This window comes from Vogesella margarita (assembly GCF_028548475.1).
GTDB lineage: Bacteria > Pseudomonadota > Gammaproteobacteria > Burkholderiales > Chromobacteriaceae > Vogesella > Vogesella margarita.
Map to the genome: position 1 here is coordinate 14,871 of NZ_JAQQLE010000002.1, position 21,744 is coordinate 36,614.

Consider the following 21,744-nt stretch of genomic DNA (forward strand, 5'->3'; position numbering starts at 1 on the left):
TAGCGCCACTTGCGGCCAACGTTGGCCGCAACGGCGCCGCGCTTGCCGGAAACACCGCATGAGCACACCCCGCGCCTTCATCTCCGCCCTCGCGCCGCAGCTGGCCGGCCTGAGCTGGGCCATCGGCGGCAGCACCCTGCTGCAACAGCTGGGCCTCGTCGACGAGCCGCGCGATCTCGATCTGGTCACGACGGCCGAGGACTTCGCCGCCGTCAAGGCACTGCTGCTGCAACTCGCCAGCGACATCACCCCGCCGCCGCATCCGCTGTACGCCACCCGCCACTTTGCCCGCCTGCAGACCGCCGACGGGCTGGAGATCGACCTGATCGCCGGGCTGGCGATCCGGCTGGACAAGGGCCAGTTCCGCTGGCCTTTTGACGCCAGCGCCGTGTGGCAGGCCGACGGCCTCAACTGGTGCATGGCCGAGGACTGGGCGCTGCTGTACCGGCTGATGGGCTACAGCGAACAGACCGAGGCGCTGGACGAATGGCTGGACGAGCACGGCGTCAGCCACCCGCAACGCATCGCCGCCAACCTGTTCGCCGGCTATCCGGAGAAATACCTGAAGCCGGCGCCAGACTGGTGGCCATGGGAAGAATGAAACACCCGCGTTTCACGTGAAACCTACTCCCGCCTTTCCCCCGCCGACGAGCCCCCGCATGAGCCGCTACCACGACGCCGAGATTGCCACCGTCTACCGCGTGATCCGCGAACGGCGCGACATGCGCCACTTCCGCCCCGGGCCGCTGGACCCGGTGCTGCTGCAACGGCTGCTGCAGGCAGCGCACCACGCGCCCAGCGTCGGCTACATGCAGCCGTGGCGCTTCATCCGCATCAGCGATGCCGCGCTGCGTGAGCAATTGCACGCGCTGGTGGAACAGGAACGACAGCGCACCGCCGCCGCCCTCGGCCAGCGACAGGAAGAATTCATGCGCCTGAAGGTGGAAGGCCTGTGCGAGTGCGCCGAGGTGCTGGTGGTGGCGCTGATGGACGGCCGCGAGCGCCACGTGTTCGGCCGCCGCACGCTGCCGGAGATGGATCTGGCGTCGGTGGCCTGCGCGATACAGAACATGTGGTTGGCAGCGCGCGCCGAGGGCATTGGCCTCGGCTGGGTGTCGATCTTTGATCCGGACGCGCTGGCCACGCTGCTGCGGTTTCCGCCAGGCGCCCGTGCGGTGGCGATACTGTGCATCGGCCACGTCGACGCCTTCTACGACAAGCCGATGCTGGAACAGGAAAACTGGGCGCAGCGCCAGCCGCTGGCGGCGCTGCTCAGCGAGAACGGCTGGGGCGACGCGCCACCGACCGCCGGCTGAGGCGGCAACACCGGATAAGCAAAACACTGCGGCCAACCTTGATCCAAGGTTGGCCGCAATGTTTTAACGCCGGAGTCTACAGGCTCAGCGCTTGCCGGCTGCCTCTTCGCGCCGGCGCTTGGCCTCTTCCAGCAGGTAGACCTGGTAATCGTCCAGATCTCCCGCGAAATCGCTGACCCCCCCGCGCGACACCATCCAGAATTCGTCGCACACCGCGCGCAGCAAGGCGCGGTCGTGGCTGACCAGCATCACCGAGCCTTCGAACTCGTTCAGCGCCACGCTTAGCGCCTCGCGGGTGGCGAGGTCCAGATGGTTGGTCGGTTCGTCCAGCAGCAGCAGGTTCGGCCGCTGCCACACGATCATGCACAGCACCAGCCGCGCCTTCTCGCCGCCGCTCATGCTGCCGACCGCCTGCTTCACCATGTCGCCGCTGAAGTTGAAGGTGCCGAGGAAATTGCGCAGCCCCTGCTCGCGGCAGTCGTTGGCCGGCGGCCGCATCGCCGCCGGCGTGTCGCGCGCCAGGCGCAGCATGTGCTGCAGCGGATCGTCCTCCGGCCGCAGCACGTCCAGCTCCTGCTGCGAGAAGTAGCCGATGTTCAGCCCCTTGCCGCGGATGATCTCGCCGCCGACCGCCTGCAGCGCCTCGGCCACCGTTTTCACCAGCGTCGACTTGCCCTGGCCGTTGGCACCGAGAATGCCGATGCGCTGGCCGGCCAGCACGGTGCGGTTCACGTTCTGCACGATCACCGTCGGCGGCGTGCCGTCCGCCGCGCCCTCCATTGCCGGATAGCCGAAGGCGGCGCTGGTCATCGACAGCATCGAGTTCGGCAGGCTCTGCGGCTCCTTGAATTCGAACTGGAACTCGGCATCGGCCAGCACCGGCGCGATCTTCTCCATCCGCTCCAGCGCCTTGACGCGGCTCTGCGCCTGCTTGGCCTTGCTGGCCTTGGCCTTGAAGCGGTCGATGAACTTCTGCAGGTGCGCCATCTTTTCCTGCTGCTTGGCCTGCGCCGCCTGCTGCAGGACCAGCTGTTCGGCACGCATGTCCTCGAACTTGCTGTAATTGCCGCCATAGCGCACCAGCTTGGCGTTGTCGACGTGCAGCGTCACGTTGGTGACGGCGTCGAGGAATTCGCGGTCATGGCTGATCACCACCATGGTGCCGGCGTACTGCTTCAGCCACGCCTCCAGCCACACCAGCGCGTCCAGATCCAGGTGGTTGGTCGGCTCGTCCAGCAGCAGCAGGTCGGACGGGCACATCAGCGCGCGCGCCAGTTGCAGCCGCATGCGCCAGCCGCCGGAGAAGCTGTTCACCGGCTGCTGCAGCTCGGCGACGCTGAAACCCAGGCCCAGGATCAGCGCCTGCGCCCGGGCCGGCGCGTCGTGGGCGCCGGCATCGTTGAGCGCGGTATAGGCGTGCGCCATGCGCATGTAGTCTTCGCCGGCCTCGGCCTCGGTCACCTCCTGCTGCGCGGCGAGCAGGGTGGTATCGCCCTCGACCACGAATTCGGTCGCCGTCTGCGCCGTTTCCGGCATGTCCTGCGCCACCTGCGACATGCGCCACTGCGACGGGATCGACACATCGCCGCCGTCTTCGTGCAGCGAGCCGTTCAGCACCGCGAACAGCGAGGATTTGCCGGCGCCGTTGCGGCCGACGAGGCCGACTTTCTCACCGGGATTGAGCGTCACCGACGCGTTGTCGAGCAGGACTTTGGTACCGCGGCGCAAGGCCACGTTTTTCAGAATGATCATGGGAATCGCCGTGCGGCGGCAGAAAACAGGTTAGGCCGCGACCGGCGACAAGGCGGGAAGACGACAGAAAATGCGGCCAACGTTGGCCGCATCAGGGTAAGAATGCTGCCGTGGCAGCGTGGCGCCACCGTATGCTGCAAAGCAATAAAAACGGCGCGGCGCAGATGGTAACACGCCCCCTGCCCGCGCGCCGGCCTGTCCATAAAAAACAGGCGCTTATGACGGGGACGACATGAAAACGCGCGGCGGCCAAGCGCTGCCAGCGCGACGGCTACAGCGGCACCGCGTGGGTCAGCTTCACCGTCTCCATCGGCACCTCGGTTTTCACGCTCTGCACGCTGGCGATACGCGTCAGCTGCTCGGCGTGAAACTTGCGGTACGACGCCAGATCCTGCGTCACGATGCGCAGCAGCGCGTCGCACTCGCCGGCCATGATGTGGCACTCCACCACCTCGGCCATGTCGCGCACGCTGGCGATGAAATGGTTGGTGGTGTCCGCGTCCTGCGCCTTGAACCACACCCGCGCGAACAGCGACAGCCCGGCGCCGACCTTGGCGCCATCCAGCACCGCCACGTAGCGCTTGATCACGCCGCGTTCCTCCAGCAGCTTCACCCGCCGCAGGCACGACGACGGCGATAAGCCGGCCGCGCGCGCCAGCTCGATGTTCTGCAAACGGCCGTCACGCTGCAGCGCGTGCAGAATGCGGCGATCAATACTGTCCAGCTTTACGGCATCCACTGCGGCTATCTCCAGGATTATTCGCAGCAGATTCTATTTCAACGCCGATTCCGCGTCACAACACAACCCGATTTCAACCCGAAAATCCTAGAATTTCCCGGCAGTAATGTGCCCTTGCCCTCCCGGCAGCGGCACCCGACCACCTGCCACCGAAAGCGCACGCCATGCCTAGCGATACCCTGCTGCTGTTTGCCCTCACCGTCTTCCCGCTGGTCTGCAGCCCCGGCCCCGACATCCTGTTCGTCGCCTCGCAAGGGCTGAGTGGCGGCCGCAGCGCCGTGCGCCGCGCCACGCTCGGCATCCTCGCCGGCTACAGCGTGCACGCGCTGCTGGCCGCCTTCGGCATCGCCGCTCTGCTCGGCGCATGGCCGCCGCTCTTGCACGCCATCCGCTGGACCGGCCTTGCCTACCTGCTGTATCTGGCGTGGCAGATGTTCCGCGCCGCCAGCCGCCCCGGCAGCCTGCAGCTGGACAGCCGCCCGGTGCACGGCCTGTTCCGCAAGGGCCTGCTCACCAGCCTGCTCAACCCGAAAGGCCTGCTGATTTACCTGTCCATCCTGCCCAACTTCATCCGCCCCGGCGCCAGCGTGGCGACACAGGCACTGCTGCTGTCGGCCATCTTCATCGGCTCCTGCGCCGTGGTGTACAGCGTGATCGGCTACAGCGTCGCCGGCATGGCCGGCAACGGCCGCTTCAGCGACCGCAAACGGCGGCTGGCGGAAGCGACGGCGGGGGGATTGCTGCTGCTGGCAGCGGGGATGCTGGCGAGTTGAGGGGCGGCGGCCAAGGTTGGCCGCAGTCGCTCATGTAGGCAAAGCTGTTATGCTTTCTGCAAGAGCCTGCTCTCTGCATCTTCAACATCAAGGCCCAATCCCACCATGTCGAATAACTGGACGCGCGAGCAGCTACTGATCGCCATTAATCTGTATTGCCAGCTACCGTTCGGAAAATTCCATCAAGGTAATCCCTTGATCATTGCCACCGCGGCCAAAATCGGACGCACACCCAGTGCCTTGGCGATGAAGCTGAGCAACCTTGCGAGTTTGGACCCGGACATCACCGGCAGCGGGCGCAAGGGATTGGCCGGCGCCTCGCAGCTCGATCGTGCGATTTGGGCGGAATTCAGCGCCAATCCGGATCAAGTTGGCTACGACAGCCAAGTGTTGGTTGATCAATTGGCCCAACAAGAAGCAACCCTGACGCCGCTGTCTAGTGATGAGGCCACCACCACGATCACTGCCGATTACTACGCCGAAAACACCCTTAGTCAGACTAAAGTGCGAGTAAAACAAGCCTTCTTCCGTAAAGCAGTACTCAGCAGTTATCAGGGACGCTGCTGCATTACCGGCTTGGCCGAGCCGAAACTACTCGTCGCCAGCCACATCGTGCCATGGCGTGAAAACGCGCAGCAGCGGCTGAATCCGGCAAATGGCCTGTGCTTATCGGTATTGCACGATAAAGCCTACGATCAGGGCTTGCTGACCGTGACACCAGACTTCGTCATTCGCGTGTCACCACGCTTGTTTGCGGATCAGAGCGACTTGGCCAAGGACTATCTCTGGCAATTGCACGGCAAGCCCATCACCCTACCCCAGAAATTCATACCGAATCCTGAGTTTTTGGCCTATCACGCAGACCATATTTTTAACTAAGCGCGCCCGCCACAAGCGGTGGCACAGCACATAAAAAAAGCGGCCGGTTGGCCGCTTTTTTCTTTAAAAACAAAAGCTTATATCACACGTCGATGTTCCGAGCAATCAAGGCGTGGCTTTCGATGAAAGCACGTCTTGGTTCCACGTTATCGCCCATCAGCGTGGTGAACACGTCGTCGGCGGCCATCGCGTCTTCGATGCGCACTTTCAGCAGGCGGCGCACGGTCGGGTCCATGGTGGTTTCCCACAGCTGGCCGGGGTTCATCTCGCCCAGACCCTTGTAGCGCTGGATGGACAGGCCCTTGCGGGTTTCGCCCAGCAGCCAGTCGAGGCCGTCGCCGAATTCGGTGATCGGCTTCACGGTCTCGCCGCGCTTGACGCTGGCGCCGTCGCGCAGCAGGCCGTGCAGCATGTCGCGGGTCTGGCACAGGATGTCGTAGTCGGCTGTGGCGAGGAAGTCCTGATCCAGCGCGGTGACCAGCACGTTGCCGTGCAGCTGGCGGGTGATCTTCAGCATCCAGGCGTCGTTCTTGTCGTCGCGCAGCACGTTGAGGCGGATCAGTTCCGGCGGCAGCACGGCTGCCAGCGCGGCAACGGCGGCGTTGGCCGCGGCTTCGCTGTCGAGGGTGATGCGGCCAACCTTGAGGAAGGCGTGCAGCACCAGCGGATCGACGACGCGGCTTTCGCGATCGATGGCGGCGCGGGCGAGCAGGAACTGACGCGCCACTTCGCCCAACGTGTCGCCGGACAGTGCGGCTTCGCCGGCGGCCGGGATCAGCTCGGCCTTGTCCAGCGCCAGTTGCAGCAGGTACTGGTTCAGCTCGTAGTCGTCCTTCAGGTAGCGTTCCTGCTTGCCGTGCTTGGCCTTGTACAGCGGCGGTTGCGCGATGTAGATGTGGCCGCGCTCGACCAGCTCCGGCGTCTGGCGGTAGAAGAAGGTCAGCAGCAGGGTGCGGATGTGGGCGCCGTCGACGTCGGCGTCGGTCATGATGATGATGCGGTGGTAGCGCAGCTTGTCCGGGTTGTATTCGTCCTTGCCGATGCCGCAGCCCAGCGCGGTGATCAGGGTGGCGACTTCCTGGCTTTGCAGCATCTTGTCGAAGCGCGCGCGCTCGACGTTGAGGATCTTGCCCTTCAGCGGCAGGATGGCCTGGAACTTGCGGTCGCGGCCCTGCTTGGCGGAGCCGCCGGCGGAGTCACCCTCGACCAGGTACAGTTCGGACATGGCCGGGTCTTTTTCCTGGCAGTCGGCCAGTTTGCCGGGCAGGCCGAGGCCGTCCATCACGCCCTTGCGGCGGGTGATCTCGCGCGCCTTGCGCGCGGCTTCGCGGGCGCGGGCGGCGTCGACGATCTTGCCGATGATGATCTTGGCGTCGTTCGGGTTTTCCATCAGGAAGTCCTTCAGCGCTTCGCTGATCACCTCGTTGACCACCGGGCCAATCTCGCTGGAGACCAGCTTGTCCTTGGTCTGGCTGGAGAATTTCGGGTCCGGCAGCTTGACCGACAGCACGCAGGTCAGGCCTTCGCGCATGTCGTCGCCGCTGGTATCGACCTTGGCCTTTTTGGCGGCCTCGGACTCCTCGATGTAGCCGTTCAGGGTGCGCGTCATCACCTGGCGCAGTGCGGTCAGGTGGCTGCCGCCGTCACGCTGCGGGATGTTGTTGGTGAAGCACTGCACGTTTTCCTGATAGGAATCGTTCCACTGCATCGCCACTTCCACGGTCATGCCGTCCTTTTCGCCGGTGGCGTAAAAGGTCTTCGGGTGCAGAACCGACTTGTTGCGGTTCATGTACTGCACGAAGCCGGCGACGCCGCCGGAGAAGGCGAAGTTTTCTTCCTTGCCGGTACGCTTGTCCAGCAGGGTGATGGCCACGCCCTGGTTGAGGAAGGACAGTTCGCGGATGCGCTTGGCGAGGATGTCGAAGTGGAATTCGATCACGCCGAAGGTTTCTTCGCTGGCGCGGAAGGTGACTTCGGTGCCACGGTAGGTGGTGTGGCCGGTCATGGTCAACGGCGCCACGGCTTCACCGCGGCGGAATTCCATTTCGTGCACCTGGCCGTTGCGCCAGATTTTCAGCTTCAGCCAGTCGGACAGCGCATTGACCACCGACACGCCAACGCCGTGCAGGCCGCCGGAGATCTTGTAGCTGTTGCTGTCGAATTTGCCGCCGGCGTGCAGCACGGTCATGATCACCTCGGCGGCGGAGCGGCCTTCTTCCGGGTGGATGTCAGTGGGGATGCCGCGACCGTTGTCTTCCACCGAGATCGAGTTGTCGGGGTGGATGGTGACTTTGATGGTGTCGGCGTGGCCGGCCAGCGCTTCGTCAATGGCGTTGTCCAGCACTTCGAACACCATGTGGTGCAGACCGGTGCCGTCCTGGGTATCGCCAATGTACATGCCGGGGCGCTTGCGTACTGCATCCAGACCCTTCAGGACTTTAATACTGTCCGCGCCGTATTCCTGTTCGCTCATAAAACCACTCTTTTGTCAGCCAGTGCGTCCGGGGCGGTTGCCCCACTGTTGAAAACCGTTGCCGTGCCGGCCCAAACCGGCGTGCGGCCAACGCTGGACAAAGGTTGGCCGCAGTACGATGCCGCCCGCCGTCGTTGCCGGTGGCGGGTGGCCTGTCGTCAGATGCGCATCGGCATCACGACGTACTTGAAGTTGCTGTTGTCCGGGATGGTGACCAGCGTGGAGCGCACGCTGTCGCCGAACGCCATCTGCAGGGTGTCGGCCGACAGGTTGGTCAGCACGTCCAGCAGGTAGTTGATGTTGAAGCCGATCTCCAGCTCGCCGCCCTGGTAGGCGATTTCCAGCTCTTCCTGCGCTTCTTCCTGCTCGCTGTTGGTACACAGGATGGACATCGCACCCGGCTTCAGCACCAGCCGCACGCCGCGGAATTTCTCGTTGGCGAGAATGGCGGCGCGCTGCAGCGCCTGCAGGAAGGTCACGCGCTCGATCAGGAAGATCTTGTCGTTATCCAGCGGCACCACGCGGTTGTAGTCCGGGAACTTGCCGTCCACCACCTTGCTGATGATCACGGTGTTGCCGAAGCTGAAACGCACCTGGTTGGACAGCAGCTCGATGTTGATGGTCTCGTCGCTGTCCTGCAGCAGCTTGTACAGCTCCAGGATGGTCTTGCGCGGCAGGATCACCTCGGCCTTGTCGAGGCTGGCCTCGATGTCGGCGCTGGCAAACGCCAGGCGGTGGCCGTCGGTGGAGATCAGGCGCACCTGGTTGCCCTCGGTCTGCAGCAACAGGCCGTTGAGGTAGTAACGGATGTCCTGCACCGCCATCGCGTACTGCACCTGCGAGATCAGTCGCTTCAGGTCGCGCTGGCTCAGCTGGAAGCTGGCTTGCGCGGCACTGCCGGCCGACAGCAGCGGAAAATCGTCCGCCGGCAGCGTCTGCAGGTTGAAGCGGCTCTTGCCGGCCTTCAGCATCAGGCGGCCGTCCTGCTGTTCCAGCGTCACCATGGTATTGCCGGGAATGGCACGCAGGATGTCCTGCAGCTTTTTCGCCGAGGTCGTCAGGCGGAACGCGTCGCCGGCAATGTCGTCCGGGCTGGCGGTGGTGATCTGGATTTCCAGATCGGTCGCCAGGAAGCTGACGGCTCCTGCCTGTTTTTCGATCAGCACATTCGACAGAATGGGCAGGGTGTGGCGGCGCTCGACGATGCCGGTAACAGCCAGCAGGGGCTTGAGCAGGGCATCGCGTTCGGCTTGCAGAATCAGCATGTGCGGACTCCCGAAAGGGTTACAGTGTCGTTATCAAATGAATCAGTTGCGCAACATCGCGAGCAACGTATCGTAATCGTGCGCGATTTCGCTGTCATTACCGCGCATTTCGGCAATGGTCTTGCAGGCGTGCAGCACGGTGGTGTGGTCGCGGCCGCCGAAGGCGTCGCCGATGTTCGGCAAGCTGAGCGAGGTCAGCTCCTTGGCCAGCGTCATCGCCACCTGCCGCGGCCGCGCGATGTCGCGCGAGCGCTTCTTGCTGTGCATGTCGGACAGCTTGATCTTGTAGTAGTCGGCCACCGTCTTCTGGATGGTCTCGATGGTGACCTGGCGATTGCCGGCGGCGAGGATGTCCTTCAGCGCCTCTTTCACCAGTTCCATGGTGATGCTCTGGTTGCTGAAGCGGGCATAGGCCACCACGCGCTTGAGCGCGCCTTCCAGCTCGCGCACGTTGCTGCGCACGTTCTGGGCGATAAAGAAGGCAACGTTGTGGTCGAGCTTGGTGTTGTCGGCTTCGGCCTTCTTCATCAGGATGGCCACGCGCATTTCCAGCTCCGGCGGCTGGATCTCGACGGTCAGGCCCCAGCTGAAACGCGAGATCAGGCGCTCTTCCATGCCCTCGATCTGCTTGGGGTAGCTGTCGCAGGTCATGATCACCTGCTTGCCGCCCTCGATCAGCGCATTGAAGGCGTAGAAGAATTCTTCCTGGGTGCGGTTCTTGCCGGCGAAGAACTGGATATCGTCGATCAGCAGCAGGTCCAGCGAGTGGTAGTAGCGCTTGAACTCGTCGAAGGCCTTGTGCTGGTAGGCGCGCATGATGTCGGCGACGTAGCGCTCGGCATGGATGTAGCGGATCTTGGCCTGCGGGTTCTTCAGATAGACGTGGTTGCCGATGGCCTGGATCAAGTGCGTCTTACCGAGGCCGACGCCGCCGTACACGAACAGCGGGTTGTAGGCCGGGTCGCCCGGGTTCTCGGCAATCTGCATCGCCGCGGCGCGCGCCAGCTGGTTACCCTTACCGGTCACCAGCGTATCGAAAGTGAAGCTCGGATTGAGACGGGTGCTCTCGTGGCCGCCGCCGATGGCCTTGACCGCGGTCTGCTTCGCCGTCGGCGCGAACTGGCTGCTGCCGGTCGCGGCGCTGACCTTGGCCACCGCCGCCGCCACGTCAACGTTGGCCGCAGGCGGGTTGTCGTTGCCACGCGGCGCACTGCTGGCCGGCGCCGGGCGCGCCACCGCGACCGGCGCGCCGGCGGCGGCGCCGATACGCAGCTCCACGGTCACCTCGCCCAGCAGTTCGATCGCCAGCGCCTCGATGCGCGCCAGGAAGCGATCCTTAATGAACTGCAGGATGAAGCGGTTTGGCGCGTACAGCACCACACCCTCGTCGCCGGCCTCGGCAGAGAGCGGGCGGATCCAGGTGTTGAATTGCTGTGAGGACAGTTCTTCCTCAAGACGCGTCAGGCACGCAGGCCAGAAGTTTTCCGGTTCAGTCATCAATGCTTCAAGTTAAAAACGAAATGCCGCCGCAGACTAACGGGTAGTTCGGGGGCGGCGGGGAGGCTGCGCGCGCGGCGGATGCCGGGCGGCAGTCACGATGTTTGGTGTGGAATCGCCCTGTCTCTGGTGTCTGGCGGGCGGCGATCCGGCGCAGCCGGTGCCGTCCGGGCGGACAGGGTCACAAGCGGTACATTCTACTGGCTTTGCCAAAAGTTATCCACAGCACCGGCGAAATATCACTGCCGCCGGCCACGCCGAGCCACAGTGGCCACCGGATTGCCGCGACTGTGGCCGCGCCGCCGACAAGCCGGGCCGCAAACTGTTAATTAGGTTGACAATTCCGGCATTTATCTATGTAATCACGCGTTTATTTCCGTTTCGAAACAGGAAAACCATCATGAAACGTACTTACCAGCCTTCCACTACCCGCCGCAAGCGTACCCACGGCTTCCTCGTTCGCTCCAAGACCCGTGGTGGTCGCGCCGTTCTGGCCGCCCGTCGCGCCAAGGGCCGCAAGCGTCTGGCTGTATAACGCTTGGACAACACATTTCGCCGTGCGCACCGGCTGTTAAAAACGGATGAGTTCTCATCCGTTTTTCATTTGCGCAACGCGCGCAGCAACCAATTGTTCCAGGTGTATGCCCGCCCGAACGGTCTGACCCACGCCCGTCTCGGTCTGGTGGTCGGCAAGAAGGTGGCCAAACGCGCCAACCGCCGCAACTACATCAAGCGCACCGTGCGCGAGTGGTTCCGGCTGCACCGTCATGATCTGCCGCCGATGGATTTTGTCGTCAGATCACGCCAAGCCTACTATCGCGGCGAATATCACGAAGCGGTAAAGGCATTGGCTGCGCTCTTTGCTAAACTAGCCCGATGTCGCGACTCTTCGTCCTCTTGATCCGCTTTTACCAGCTGGCGATCAGCCCCTGGCTGCCGCCGCGTTGCCGGTATCAGCCAACCTGCTCCGCCTATGCCGTCGAGGCATTGCAAAAGCACGGCGTGATCAAGGGCAGCTGGCTAGCGATACGACGGATTAGTCGTTGCCACCCGCTGGGTGGCAGCGGCCATGACCCGGTTCCCTGACTTTTCCGGTAAGTAAGATGGATTCCAAACGACTGATCATCTTTATCGCGCTGTCATTCAGCATCCTGTTGCTCTGGCAAGAATACTTCGCGCCGAAACCCGCCGCGAAGCCTGCCGTGACACAGCAAGCCAGCACAGCCGCGAGCAATAGCGATACCCCTGCCGCCGCCAGCAACGTCGCCCAGCCTGCCGACAGCAGCCTGAGCCGCGGCCAGCGCATCACCGTCACCACCGACCTGGTCAAGGCCGAAATCGACACCACCGGTGGCGATCTGCGCAGCCTGCAACTGCTCAAGCACGATGCGGCCGAAGACGCCAGCAAGCCGTTCGAGCTGTTCACCGACAAGGGCGCCCACCTGTACGTGGCGCAAACCGGCCTGGTTTCCGCCGGCAACGCCGCACTGCCGACCCACAAGACCGTGTTCAGCGCCGAAAAGACCGCCTACACGCTGCAGGGCGACAAGGTCGAGATCAAGCTGACCGCGCCGGAAGCCAATGGCGTCAAGGTGAGCAAGGTGTACACCTTCCACAAGGGCAGCTACCTGATCGATGTGCGTTACGACATCGTCAACGCCGGCACCACGCCGCTGACCAGCACCGCCTACTTCCGCCTGCTGCGTGACGGCAAGGCACCACAAGGTGAAAGCCGCTTCGCGCAGACCTTCACCGGCCCGGCGGTGTACACCACCGAAGGCACCTTCCAGAAGGTCGCGTTCTCCGATCTGGACAAGGGCAAGGCCGAGTACGTGAAGAACAGCGACAACGGCTGGGTGGCGATGCTGCAGCACTACTTCATGAGCGCCTGGATCCTGAAACCGCTGGACGGCAAATCGGTCTGCGCCAACGCGCAGGCGTGCACCTTCCAGCTGGAACCGAAGAACGGGGCCTACTCCGCCGCCGCCATGGTCAACGTGGCACCAATCGCCGCCGGCCAGAGCGCCAGCGTCACGGTACCGCTGTACGCCGGCCCGGAAGAGTACAACACCATCACCAAGGTGGCCGACGGCATGGCCTACGCCAAGGACTTCGGCAAGGTGCACATCTTCGCCTCGCCGCTGTTCTGGCTGCTGACCAAGCTGCACAGCATGGTGCAGAACTGGGGCTGGGCCATCATCCTGCTGACGCTGATCGTGAAGGCGGTGTTCTATCCGCTGACCGCCGCGTCCTACCGCTCGATGGCGAAGATGAAGGTGCTGGCACCGCGTCTGGAAAACCTGAAGCAGCAGTACGGCGACGACCGCATGAAGTTCCAGCAGGCGGTGATGGAGATGTACAAGACCGAGAAGGTCAATCCGCTCGGCGGCTGCCTGCCGATGCTGATCCAGATTCCGGTGTTCATCGGCCTGTACTGGGCGCTGCTGGCTTCGGTCGAGCTGCGCCAGGCCGACTGGCTGTACATCGCCGACCTGGCCCGTCCGGATCCGTTCTACATCCTGCCGGCGCTGATGGCGATCACCATGTTCGCGCAGACCTTCCTCAATCCGCCGCCAGCCGATCCGATGCAGGCGAAGATGATGAAGATCATGCCGGTCGCGTTCTCGGTGATGTTCTTCTTCTTCCCGGCCGGCCTGGTGCTGTACTGGGTCGTCAACAACCTGCTGTCGATCACGCAGCAGTGGTACGTGAACAAGAACATCGAAAAAGCCCGCAAACTGGCACTGCAGTCGTAAGCAGCCGCCAAGCTGGCGTAAAATCAAAGCCCGGCCGTCATGGCCGGGCTTTTTGTTGAGAGTCTCCAGCCAAGCGCGCACGCTTGCCTCGACACCTTCGCCTTGCGGCCAACGTTGGCCGCAAGCAACCGACCCGACGGACTCCGCGATGAACCTTGCCTACACCCCCAGCACCATCTGTGCCGTTGCCACCGCCCCCGGACGCGGCGGCGTCGGCGTGGTACGCATCTCCGGCCAGCAGCTGCTGCCGCTGGCCCAGGCCATCAGCGGCGGCAAGACGCCCAGACCGCGCTACGCCACCTACACCGACTTCGTCGCCGCCGACGGCACGCCGATCGACAACGGCCTGCTGCTGTACTTCCCCGGCCCCAACAGCTTTACCGGCGAGGACGTGATCGAGCTGCAGGGCCACGGCGGGCCGGTGGTGCTGAAGATGCTGCTGTCGCGCTGCGTCGAGCTGGGCGCGCGGCTGGCCGAACCCGGCGAATTCACCAAGCGGGCGTTCCTGAACGACAAACTGGACCTCGCGCAGGCAGAGAGCGTCGCCGACCTGATCGACGCCGCCAGCGAGAGCGCCGCCAGGAGCGCGCTGAAATCGCTGAAGGGTGCCTTCTCCGGCGAGATCCACGTGCTGGTCGACGAGCTGATCAACCTGCGCATGCTGGTGGAGGCGACGCTGGACTTTCCCGAGGAAGACATCGATTTCCTCGAAAAGGCCGATGCCGTCGGCCGCCTGCGTCGCCTGCGCGGCCAACTGCAAATCGTGCAGCGCACCGCCCGCCAGGGCGCGCTGCTGCGCGAAGGCATGCACGTGGTACTGGTCGGCCAGCCCAACGTCGGCAAGTCCAGCCTGATGAACGCACTGGCCGGCGACGATATCGCCATCGTCACCGACATCGCCGGCACCACCCGCGATACCGTGCGCGAGGAGATCGTCATCGACGGCGTGCCGGTGCACATCATCGACACCGCCGGCCTGCGCGACACCGACGACGTGGTGGAAAAGATCGGCATCGAACGTACCTGGCAGGCGGTGGAGCGCGCCGACGTGGCGCTGGTGCTGGTCGACAGCCGCGAGGGCATCGTGCCGGAAGTCGAGGCCATCCTCGACAAGCTGCCGCCGCGCCTGCCGCGCGTACACGTGTTCAACAAGGTGGACCTGTCCGGCGACAAGGTTGGCCGCAACGAGGAAGACGGCCACCCGGTGGTGCGCCTGTCCGCCCGCACCCACGCCGGCGTGGACGACCTGCGCGCACTGCTGCTGGAGATGATCGGCTACCAGGGCGACAGCGAGGGCGTGTTCCTCGCCCGCGAACGCCACCTGGACGCCATCGCCCGCGCCGCCGGCCACCTCGACCTCGCCGAGCAGGATTGGCAGATGGTGGAAATCTTCGCCGAGGAGCTGCGCATGGCGCAGAACGCGCTGTCGGAAATCACCGGCCGCTTCACCCCCGACGACCTGCTGGGCGTGATCTTCTCGCGCTTCTGCATCGGCAAGTAGGCGCCCTGCCGCAAACACCGCCCGCCCAACCCGCCGCCGTGGCGGGTTTTTGCTGTGCGCTCGCGCCGCCTCAGCCCGCCGCCTGCGCCGACGCGACAAAGGCCGCCACCAGCGGCGACACCTCTGCCCCGGGCGCCTGCGCCAGCACCACCCGCTGCGCCGGCAGCGTTTCCGCCAGCGGACGGCAGGCGATGGCCGTGCCGTCGTAGCTGCAGTCGCCGGCCGGCCGGGTGCACGACAGCGCCACGCCATAACCGTGCGCCACCAGCCCGCGCTGCATCTCGAAACTCTGCACCGTCTGCGCGATGCGCGGCGTCAGCTGCTGCTGCCAGAACAGCGATAGCAGGTACTCGCGGGTGTGCGGAATGTCCTCCAGCACCAGCGGCTGGGCGGCCAGCTGCGCCAGCGACACCGTGTCCTGCGCCGCCAGCGGGTGGTCGGCCGGCAGCAGCGCGTACGGCGACAGCTCCGCCAGCGTGCTGCGCGCCGTCTGCGCGTCGATGGCCAGCTCGTAGGTCAGCGCCAGCTCGGCCTTGCCGCTGCGCAGCGCGCGCTGCACCGTGGCCAGATCGCCTTCCAGCAGCGTGACCGCCACCTGCGGATGGCGCGCGTGAAAACCGGCCAGCAGCCGTGGCGCAAAGTAGGGGCCGAGATCCTGGAAGCAGATCAGCGACAGCTGGCCGCGCAGCTCGCCGGACGCGTCACCAGCGCCGAGAGCCGCCGCCTGGCCGAGTATGTCGCGCGCCTGCGCCAGCACGCGCTGGCCGGCGGCGGTCAGCTCCACCCCGCGGCTGGCCTGGCGACGGAACAGCGCGCTGCCGAGCGCCGTCTCCAGCTGCGCGATGGCCAGCGACACCGACGGTTGCGACACGTGGCAGGCACGCGCGGCGGCGCTGACACCGCCATGCTCGACGGTAGCGACGAAGTACTGCAGCTGGCGCAGCGAGAAATTGATCATGTTTTCCAATAATGAAAAATAGGAAATATATATTTTCACTATGATAGCGCCGGATCCGATACTGGAGTGGCCAACAAGGCCTACCCCACCGCAAGCAAGGAGCAGCAGATGCAGGCTACCACCATCGGACAACAGGAAATCGCGGCATTCCAGCGCGACGGCGTCATCGTACTGCGCGGCGTGTTCCGCGACTGGATAGAACCGCTGCGCGACGGTTTCGAGCAGGTACTGGCCGCACCCGGCCCGTTCGCGATCGAGAACGTCGGCAACAACGAACGTGGCCGTTTCTTCGAGGATTACTGCAACTGGCAGCGTATCAAACCGTTTTCCCGCTTCATCCACCAGTCGCCGGCGGCGGCGCTGGCCGGCCAGCTGATGGGCGCGCGCCAGGTGCAGATCTTCCACGAGCACATTCTGGTAAAGGAGCCGGGCACCGCCAAGGCCACGCCGTGGCACCAGGACATCCCCTACTACTGCGTCGACGGCGAGCAGACCGCCAGCTACTGGATTCCGCTGGATCCGGTGACGCAGGACAACACGCTGCGCGTGGTGCTCGGCTCGCACCGCTGGCCGAAGCTGGTACGCCCTAAGCGCTGGGCCAGCAACGAGAATTTCTTCGCCGGCGACGACGACTACATGGAGATGCCGGACGTGGAGGACGGCAGCTACACCATCCTCGCGCCGGAGCTGGAGCCGGGCGACGCGGTGCTGTTCGATTTCCGCACCGTGCACGGCGCCGCCGGGAACCAGGGCGGCAACCGCCGCCGTGCCTTCTCCGCCCGTTTCCTCGGCGACGACGTGTGCTATGCCGAACGCCCGGGGCGCACCTCGCCGCCCTTCCCCGGCATCAACCAGCGCCACGGCGAACGGCTGCGCGAGGACTGGTTCCCGGTGGTGTGGTCGGCCGGCTGAGGCCGCGGCCGTGCCGGCTCGGCGTCGCGGCGATGGCTACGTCGCGGCGCACTGTCGTGCCAAGGTTGGCCGCAGGGCCGGCGCGGGGCCGCACCATGGCCGCGGCGACCGGACGCCGGCATCCCGCTCGCCTCAGGCCGCCCAGGCCGGGTCGAAGCGGTCGGGGCGGTCGCTGCACAGCATGTCGACCTCCCACTGACGCAGGCGATGCATGTCCTGTGGCTGGTTCACCGTCCACGCCATCACCGCGAGGCCGAGGCCGTGCAGCTGTGCCACCCACTCCGCGCTCAGCGCACGGTGGCAGACGTGCAGCGCACGGCACCCCAGTGCCTGCGCCTGCGCCACCCGCGACGGGCTCAGCTCTTCCACCAGCAGCGCCAGCGGCAGCTCCGGCGCCGCCTCGCGCACCCCGGCCAGCGCCTCGGCGCTGAATGAGGACACCAGCGGCAACAGCGCCGCGCCCTGCCAGTGCTGGCGGATCTGCGCCGCGCACAGCTGCCCCATCCGCCGCGCGTCGCCGTCCGGCTTCAGCTCCAGATTCACCGCCATGCCCAGCCGCCGCAGCGTGGCGGCCAGTTGCTGCAGGCTGGGCAGCGTCTCGCCGGCAAACGCCGGATGGTGATGACGGCCGGCGTCCAGCTGCAACAGCTCCGCCGCGGTGTGTGCCGCCAGCGCGCCGTTGCCGCTGGTGGTGCGCTCCAGCTCGGCATCGTGGGCGATCACCGCCACACCGTCAGCACTGAGCTGCACGTCGCACTCCACCGCCGTCACCCCCAGCCGGTGTGCCAGCAGCAGGCCGACCAGCGTGTTTTCCGGCGCCAGCGCACCGCCGAGACGGTGGGCAAAACCCACCGGGTAAGGCCAATGCATGAGCGTCTCCTTGTCATGAGAATGTCGCCGATCGACTGGGCCAAGGCACGCCGACGCAGAGACGGCAAGGAGGCGCAACGCAGGATCGGGAGTTTTGTTAGCGGCGCTTAGCGTTATCCCTTAAGCGTAAGCCCTTGTTTACAGCATGGCAGGCAAAACGGTTTACTGAAACGGTTATTGCGGCGCAATAAATTGCTTTGACATGAAGAATGCGGCCAACCCTGGCTGCCGGCCGGAGGCAGGCGCGGCCACCCCGTCTGGATGTTGCCCCGCAGCAACGTACAAAAATGGCAACAGTTGTGTGCTATCAAGCCATGGTTGATGAAAATACATCGTCAAATCATTTGATTAAAAAACTGTCAGACAGTATTCCTATAGCCAATAGCAACGTGCCCGGCGGCGAACGCCGGCAACAGGATGTCGCTTTTATGTAAAAGCATTGCGCCAAATCACAAATTTGTGATTAATTACCAATTCAAACGCTCGTTCGAAATCAAGCCTCGCACGGGCGTTCGCTATCTCTGTCGTTTTTACATTTTTCATTCAACATTTGCAGAAAGGAAGACCATGCAAATCGCTATTGCCGCCGAACGGCTGGCAGGTGAAACCCGCGTGGCCGCCACACCGGAAACGGTGAAGAAACTCGTCGCCATGGGTCACACCGTGGTGGTCGAGGCCGGGGCCGGGCGTCATGCCGCGGCACCGGATGCGGCCTATGTCGATGCCGGGGCCACGTTGGCCGCATCGCGCGCCGAGGCGCTGGCCCGGGGCGACATCGTGCTCACCGTGCGCCCGCTGCCCGAGGATGCCATCGCCGAGCTGAAGGACGGCGCGGTGCTGATTGGCCAGCTCTCGCCGTACCAGAACCCCACCTTCCCGGCGCTGGCCGCGAAGAAGGTGTCCGCCTTCGCCATGGAGCTGCTGCCGCGCACCACGCGCGCGCAGTCGATGGACGTGCTGTCCAGCCAGAACAACATCGCCGGCTACCGCGCGGTGCTCTTGGCCACCCACTACTACCCGCGCTTCATGCCGATGTTGATGACCGCCGCCGGTACCGTGAAACCGGCGCGCGTGCTGATCATGGGCGTGGGCGTCGCCGGCCTGCAGGCCATCGCCACGGCGAAACGCCTGGGCGCGGTGGTGGAAGCCACCGACGTGCGCCCGTCCACCAAGGAGCAGGTGGAATCGCTGGGCGGCAAGTTCATCGAGGTGCCGATGACCGACGAGGAAAAGGCAGCCAACGACGGCGTGTACGCCAAGGAGATGTCCGACGACTACAAGCGTCGTCAGGCCGAGCTGGTGGCCAAGCACGCGCGAGCGGCCGACATCATCATCACCACCGCGCTGATTCCGGGCAAGAAGGCGCCGACGCTGATCAGCGCCGACATCGTGGCGGCGATGAAGCCGGGCAGCGTGATCATCGACCTCGCCGCCGAAGCCGGCGGCAACTGCGCGCAAACGGTACCGGGCGAGGTGATCACCACCGACAACGGCGTCACCGTGGTCGGCAGCAGCAACCTGCCGGGCATGGTGGCGGCCGACGCCTCCAGCCTGTACGCGAAGAACCTGCTGACCTTCCTGGGCCTGATGCTCACCAAGGAAGGTTTCACCCTCAATCTGGAAGACGACCTGCTGGCGGCCACCCTGGTCACCCACGCCGGCGAAGTGCGCTTCCCTGCGGCCAACGTGGCCAGCACAGCCAAGAAGGAGATCACTCATGGTTGATCCGTTCATCACCAGCTTCACCATCTTCGTCCTCGCCGTGTTCGTCGGCTACCACGTGGTGTGGAACGTCACCCCGGCGCTGCACACGCCGCTGATGGCCGTCACCAACGCCATCTCCGGCATCATCATCGTCGGCGCCATGCTGCAGGTGGTGGACATCAATGGCAGCGAGCTGAGCGTGACCTCGGTGCTGGGCACCATCGGCATCTTCCTCGCCAGCATCAACATCTTCGGCGGCTTCCTGGTCACCCAGCGCATGCTGGACATGTTCAAGAAGAAGAAAAAATAAGGGACACACGATGGAAAATCTCTCGGCAATACTTTATCTGGTCGCGGCGGTGCTGTTCATCCTGGCACTGAAGGGGCTGTCCTCGCCCACCTCCGCCATCCAGGGTAACCGCTACGGCATGATCGGCATGCTGATCGCGGTGGTGACCACCTTCCTGATCATGGACAAGCCGGTACTGGCGCTGATCGCCGGCGCCATCGTGGCCGGCGGTGCCATCGGCGCCTGGAAGGCCAAGACCGTGGAAATGACCGGCATGCCGGAACTGGTGGCGGCGATGCACTCGCTGGTCGGCCTGTCCGCGGTGCTGATCGCGGTGGCCGCCATCTTCCATACCGGTGTCGAGCACACCGGCGTGCAGAAGATCGAGCTGTTCATCGGTGCCTTCATCGGCGCCATCACCTTCACCGCCTCAGTAGTGGCCTACGGCAAGCTGTCGGGCAAGTTCGGCGCCAAGGCGGTGAACTTCAACGGCCAGCACCTGCTGAACCTGGTGCTGGCGCTGGCCATGGTCGGCTTCGGCGTGATGTACTTCCTCAGCGACAGCCACGCGGCCTTCCTGATGATGGTCGCCATCGCGCTGGTGCTGGGCGTGACGCTGATCATCCCGATCGGCGGCGCCGACATGCCGGTGGTGGTGTCGATGCTGAACAGTTACTCCGGCTGGGCGGCGGCGGGTATCGGCTTCACGCTGAACAACCCGGTGCTGATCATCGCCGGCGCCTGCGTCGGTTCCTCCGGTGCCATCCTGTCCTACATCATGTGCAAGGCGATGAACCGTTCCATCGTCAGCGTGCTGCTGGGCGGCTTCGGCGCCGAAGTGGCTACCGGCGGTGCCGCGGCCTCCGGTCCGAAGAACTACAAGTCCGGCTCCGCCGAGGATGCGGCCTTCCTGATGGGCAACGCCGACAGCGTGATCATCGTGCCCGGCTACGGCCTCGCGGTATCGCGCGCGCAGCACGCGCTGCAGGAGTTCGCCGAGCTGCTCTCCGAGAAGGGCGTCAACGTGCGCTACGCCATCCACCCGGTGGCCGGCCGCATGCCGGGGCACATGAACGTGCTGCTGGCGGAAGCCGAGGTGCCGTACGAGCAGGTGCAGGAGATGGAGGAGATCAACTCCGACTTCGCCAATACCGACGTGGTGCTGGTGATCGGCGCCAACGACGTGGTCAACCCGGCGGCGCAGAAGGACAAGGCCAGCCCGATCTACGGCATGCCTATCCTGGAAGCGCACAAGGCGCGCACCGTGATCGTGGTCAAGCGCTCGATGAACGCCGGCTACGCCGGTCTCGACAACGAGCTGTTCTACCTCGACAAGACCATGATGGTGTTCGGCGACGCCAAGAAGGTGGTCGAGGAGCTGGTGAAAGGCGGCGGCCACTAAGCCCACCCGCCGTTGCGGCCAACGTTGGCCGCAAGCAAAACCCCCGTCGCGTGCCACGCGGCGGGGGTTTTTTCATGGTGCGACCGCTATGGACCGCGCACGTCAGTGCAGCGCGACCCCGTACAGGAACAGCCCGGCCTGCTTGCCCGGTGGCGGCGCCGACAGCAGCCGCATCCCCAGCCGCGCGCACAGGCGGTGTGCCGCCTGCTGGCTGTCGGCCACCGGCACGCGGATGTCGCGCACCCGGTAGTGGCCGAAGGCCAGCACCAGCATCCGTTCCACCGCCTCGGTGAACAGCCCCTGCCCCTGCCAGTCGCTGTGGCCCCAGAACTGCAACAGCCACGATTCGTCCGGCTGGTGTTGCAGGCGCAGCCAGCCGACCACCTCGTCGCCCAGCCACAGCAGCGCCACCTTGCTGTCGCCGCGCGACCAGTTGCGCTGCACCTCGTAGCAGTAGCGCTCCACCAGCGCCACGTCCAGCACCGGCTGCGACCACGGCAGATCGGCGGCAAAGCCCTGCAACTCGTGCTGCGAGGCGACGATGGCCAGGAACAGCGCCGCGCCGTCGCCCGCCTGCGGCGCCACCAGCACCAGCCGCGGTGTGCGGATGCCGTCCAGCAGCGGGTCAGACGGGGTAATCACTACCATGACGGACTCC

General features: G+C 64.8%; 21 protein-coding genes. 13 read left to right on the top strand and 8 right to left on the bottom strand.

From position 1 onward, the window contains the following. The first annotated feature begins 58 nt into the window (after positions 1-58). Positions 59-601: a hypothetical protein gene (locus PQU96_RS02555; protein WP_272770697.1), complete on the top strand. Its 543-nt coding sequence runs from the start codon at positions 59-61 to the stop codon at positions 599-601. A gap of 58 nt (positions 602-659) precedes the next feature. Then, the gene (gene bluB, locus PQU96_RS02560; RefSeq protein WP_272770698.1) at positions 660-1,316 is read left to right on the top strand and encodes a 5,6-dimethylbenzimidazole synthase; all 657 of its coding nucleotides are present in this window, start codon (positions 660-662) and stop codon (positions 1,314-1,316) included. An 84-nt stretch (positions 1,317-1,400) separates the two neighbouring features. Here bluB and PQU96_RS02565 read toward each other — a convergent pair whose 3' ends face one another. Further along, a complete protein-coding gene (locus PQU96_RS02565) occupies positions 1,401-3,068 on the bottom strand; it encodes an ABC-F family ATP-binding cassette domain-containing protein (protein WP_272770699.1) in 1,668 nt (555 codons plus the stop codon). A 271-nt stretch (positions 3,069-3,339) separates the two neighbouring features. Further along, entirely contained in the window at positions 3,340-3,807 is a 468-nt protein-coding gene (locus PQU96_RS02570; RefSeq protein ID WP_255908946.1) for an Lrp/AsnC family transcriptional regulator, read from the bottom strand. Between the two features lie 164 nt (positions 3,808-3,971). Between PQU96_RS02570 and PQU96_RS02575 the strand changes: the two genes are divergently transcribed. Beyond that, positions 3,972-4,580 carry a LysE family translocator gene (locus PQU96_RS02575; protein WP_272770700.1) on the top strand — a complete coding sequence of 203 codons (609 nt, stop codon included), beginning with the start codon at positions 3,972-3,974 and terminating at the stop codon, positions 4,578-4,580. A gap of 105 nt (positions 4,581-4,685) precedes the next feature. Next, positions 4,686-5,459, top strand: coding sequence for an HNH endonuclease (locus PQU96_RS02580; RefSeq protein WP_272770701.1), 774 nt, complete (start codon positions 4,686-4,688; stop codon positions 5,457-5,459). 82 nt (positions 5,460-5,541) lie between these two features. Here PQU96_RS02580 and gyrB read toward each other — a convergent pair whose 3' ends face one another. The 3 genes from gyrB to dnaA all read right to left on the bottom strand — a co-directional run bounded on the left by gyrB (position 5,542) and on the right by dnaA (position 10,694). Further along, entirely contained in the window at positions 5,542-7,932 is a 2,391-nt protein-coding gene (gyrB, locus tag PQU96_RS02585; RefSeq protein ID WP_272770702.1) for a DNA topoisomerase (ATP-hydrolyzing) subunit B, read from the bottom strand. A 158-nt stretch (positions 7,933-8,090) separates the two neighbouring features. Then, positions 8,091-9,197 (bottom strand): DNA polymerase III subunit beta, encoded by a 1,107-nt coding sequence (gene dnaN, locus PQU96_RS02590; protein ID WP_189374755.1) that lies wholly within the window; start codon positions 9,195-9,197, stop codon positions 8,091-8,093. Positions 9,198-9,239: 42 nt separating this feature from the next. Continuing rightward, entirely contained in the window at positions 9,240-10,694 is a 1,455-nt protein-coding gene (gene dnaA / locus PQU96_RS02595; protein WP_272770703.1) for a chromosomal replication initiator protein DnaA, read from the bottom strand. Positions 10,695-11,094: 400 nt separating this feature from the next. Here dnaA and rpmH point away from each other — a divergent pair, with 400 nt between their 5' ends. The 5 genes from rpmH (at position 11,095) to mnmE (ending at position 14,951) form a co-directional block, all read left to right on the top strand. Further along, positions 11,095-11,229 carry a 50S ribosomal protein L34 gene (rpmH, locus tag PQU96_RS02600; protein WP_008955801.1) on the top strand — a complete coding sequence of 45 codons (135 nt, stop codon included), beginning with the start codon at positions 11,095-11,097 and terminating at the stop codon, positions 11,227-11,229. 3 nt (positions 11,230-11,232) lie between these two features. Then, complete coding sequence (gene rnpA / locus PQU96_RS02605; RefSeq protein ID WP_047967466.1) at positions 11,233-11,595, top strand: ribonuclease P protein component; 363 nt, start codon at positions 11,233-11,235, stop codon at positions 11,593-11,595. Further along, positions 11,571-11,780 carry a membrane protein insertion efficiency factor YidD gene (yidD, locus tag PQU96_RS02610; protein ID WP_272770704.1) on the top strand — a complete coding sequence of 70 codons (210 nt, stop codon included), beginning with the start codon at positions 11,571-11,573 and terminating at the stop codon, positions 11,778-11,780. The genes rnpA and yidD overlap by 25 nt, the downstream gene beginning before the upstream one ends. 17 nt (positions 11,781-11,797) lie before the next feature. Beyond that, on the top strand, positions 11,798-13,450 hold the full coding sequence (yidC, locus tag PQU96_RS02615; protein ID WP_272770705.1) for a membrane protein insertase YidC: 1,653 nt from the start codon (positions 11,798-11,800) through the stop codon (positions 13,448-13,450). A gap of 148 nt (positions 13,451-13,598) precedes the next feature. After that, positions 13,599-14,951 carry a tRNA uridine-5-carboxymethylaminomethyl(34) synthesis GTPase MnmE gene (mnmE, locus tag PQU96_RS02620; protein ID WP_272770706.1) on the top strand — a complete coding sequence of 451 codons (1,353 nt, stop codon included), beginning with the start codon at positions 13,599-13,601 and terminating at the stop codon, positions 14,949-14,951. A gap of 70 nt (positions 14,952-15,021) precedes the next feature. On the opposite strand, the gene PQU96_RS02625 is transcribed toward mnmE, so the two are convergent. After that, positions 15,022-15,909 carry a LysR family transcriptional regulator gene (locus PQU96_RS02625; protein ID WP_272770707.1) on the bottom strand — a complete coding sequence of 296 codons (888 nt, stop codon included), beginning with the start codon at positions 15,907-15,909 and terminating at the stop codon, positions 15,022-15,024. Positions 15,910-16,017: 108 nt separating this feature from the next. Between PQU96_RS02625 and PQU96_RS02630 the strand changes: the two genes are divergently transcribed. Further along, positions 16,018-16,821 carry a phytanoyl-CoA dioxygenase family protein gene (locus PQU96_RS02630; RefSeq protein ID WP_272770708.1) on the top strand — a complete coding sequence of 268 codons (804 nt, stop codon included), beginning with the start codon at positions 16,018-16,020 and terminating at the stop codon, positions 16,819-16,821. Between the two features lie 132 nt (positions 16,822-16,953). On the opposite strand, the gene PQU96_RS02635 is transcribed toward PQU96_RS02630, so the two are convergent. Next, complete coding sequence (locus tag PQU96_RS02635; protein ID WP_272770709.1) at positions 16,954-17,691, bottom strand: glycerophosphodiester phosphodiesterase family protein; 738 nt, start codon at positions 17,689-17,691, stop codon at positions 16,954-16,956. A 567-nt stretch (positions 17,692-18,258) separates the two neighbouring features. On the opposite strand from PQU96_RS02635, the gene PQU96_RS02640 reads away from it, so the two are divergent. From PQU96_RS02640 to PQU96_RS02650, 3 genes are read left to right on the top strand one after another with little or no spacing between them, the layout of a single operon-like run. Beyond that, on the top strand, positions 18,259-19,416 hold the full coding sequence (locus PQU96_RS02640) for a Re/Si-specific NAD(P)(+) transhydrogenase subunit alpha (RefSeq protein WP_272770710.1): 1,158 nt from the start codon (positions 18,259-18,261) through the stop codon (positions 19,414-19,416). After that, the gene (locus tag PQU96_RS02645; protein WP_047967458.1) at positions 19,409-19,705 is read left to right on the top strand and encodes a proton-translocating transhydrogenase family protein; all 297 of its coding nucleotides are present in this window, start codon (positions 19,409-19,411) and stop codon (positions 19,703-19,705) included. The genes PQU96_RS02640 and PQU96_RS02645 overlap by 8 nt, the downstream gene beginning before the upstream one ends. Positions 19,706-19,715: 10 nt before the next feature. Continuing rightward, complete coding sequence (locus PQU96_RS02650; RefSeq protein ID WP_272770711.1) at positions 19,716-21,086, top strand: NAD(P)(+) transhydrogenase (Re/Si-specific) subunit beta; 1,371 nt, start codon at positions 19,716-19,718, stop codon at positions 21,084-21,086. A 102-nt stretch (positions 21,087-21,188) separates the two neighbouring features. Here PQU96_RS02650 and PQU96_RS02655 read toward each other — a convergent pair whose 3' ends face one another. Beyond that, the gene (locus PQU96_RS02655; RefSeq protein ID WP_272770712.1) at positions 21,189-21,734 is read right to left on the bottom strand and encodes a GNAT family N-acetyltransferase; all 546 of its coding nucleotides are present in this window, start codon (positions 21,732-21,734) and stop codon (positions 21,189-21,191) included. Positions 21,735-21,744 lie beyond the last annotated feature (10 nt).

What these genes read in the sequence shown, in the direction of transcription:
- PQU96_RS02555 (WP_272770697.1), top strand. Translation starts at nt 59, where the DNA reads ATGAGCACACCCCGCGCCTTCATCTCCGCCCTCGCGCCGCAGCTGGCC.
- bluB (WP_272770698.1), top strand. Translation starts at nt 660, where the DNA reads ATGAGCCGCTACCACGACGCCGAGATTGCCACCGTCTACCGCGTGATC.
- PQU96_RS02565 (WP_272770699.1), bottom strand. Translation starts at nt 3,068, where the DNA reads ATGATCATTCTGAAAAACGTGGCCTTGCGCCGCGGTACCAAAGTCCTG.
- PQU96_RS02575 (WP_272770700.1), top strand. Translation starts at nt 3,972, where the DNA reads ATGCCTAGCGATACCCTGCTGCTGTTTGCCCTCACCGTCTTCCCGCTG.
- PQU96_RS02580 (WP_272770701.1), top strand. Translation starts at nt 4,686, where the DNA reads ATGTCGAATAACTGGACGCGCGAGCAGCTACTGATCGCCATTAATCTG.
- gyrB (WP_272770702.1), bottom strand. Translation starts at nt 7,932, where the DNA reads ATGAGCGAACAGGAATACGGCGCGGACAGTATTAAAGTCCTGAAGGGT.
- dnaN (WP_189374755.1), bottom strand. Translation starts at nt 9,197, where the DNA reads ATGCTGATTCTGCAAGCCGAACGCGATGCCCTGCTCAAGCCCCTGCTG.
- dnaA (WP_272770703.1), bottom strand. Translation starts at nt 10,694, where the DNA reads ATGACTGAACCGGAAAACTTCTGGCCTGCGTGCCTGACGCGTCTTGAG.
- rpmH (WP_008955801.1), top strand. Translation starts at nt 11,095, where the DNA reads ATGAAACGTACTTACCAGCCTTCCACTACCCGCCGCAAGCGTACCCAC.
- yidD (WP_272770704.1), top strand. Translation starts at nt 11,571, where the DNA reads ATGTCGCGACTCTTCGTCCTCTTGATCCGCTTTTACCAGCTGGCGATC.
- yidC (WP_272770705.1), top strand. Translation starts at nt 11,798, where the DNA reads ATGGATTCCAAACGACTGATCATCTTTATCGCGCTGTCATTCAGCATC.
- mnmE (WP_272770706.1), top strand. Translation starts at nt 13,599, where the DNA reads ATGAACCTTGCCTACACCCCCAGCACCATCTGTGCCGTTGCCACCGCC.
- PQU96_RS02625 (WP_272770707.1), bottom strand. Translation starts at nt 15,909, where the DNA reads ATGATCAATTTCTCGCTGCGCCAGCTGCAGTACTTCGTCGCTACCGTC.
- PQU96_RS02630 (WP_272770708.1), top strand. Translation starts at nt 16,018, where the DNA reads ATGCAGGCTACCACCATCGGACAACAGGAAATCGCGGCATTCCAGCGC.
- PQU96_RS02635 (WP_272770709.1), bottom strand. Translation starts at nt 17,691, where the DNA reads ATGCATTGGCCTTACCCGGTGGGTTTTGCCCACCGTCTCGGCGGTGCG.
- PQU96_RS02640 (WP_272770710.1), top strand. Translation starts at nt 18,259, where the DNA reads ATGCAAATCGCTATTGCCGCCGAACGGCTGGCAGGTGAAACCCGCGTG.
- PQU96_RS02645 (WP_047967458.1), top strand. Translation starts at nt 19,409, where the DNA reads ATGGTTGATCCGTTCATCACCAGCTTCACCATCTTCGTCCTCGCCGTG.
- PQU96_RS02650 (WP_272770711.1), top strand. Translation starts at nt 19,716, where the DNA reads ATGGAAAATCTCTCGGCAATACTTTATCTGGTCGCGGCGGTGCTGTTC.
- PQU96_RS02655 (WP_272770712.1), bottom strand. Translation starts at nt 21,734, where the DNA reads ATGGTAGTGATTACCCCGTCTGACCCGCTGCTGGACGGCATCCGCACA.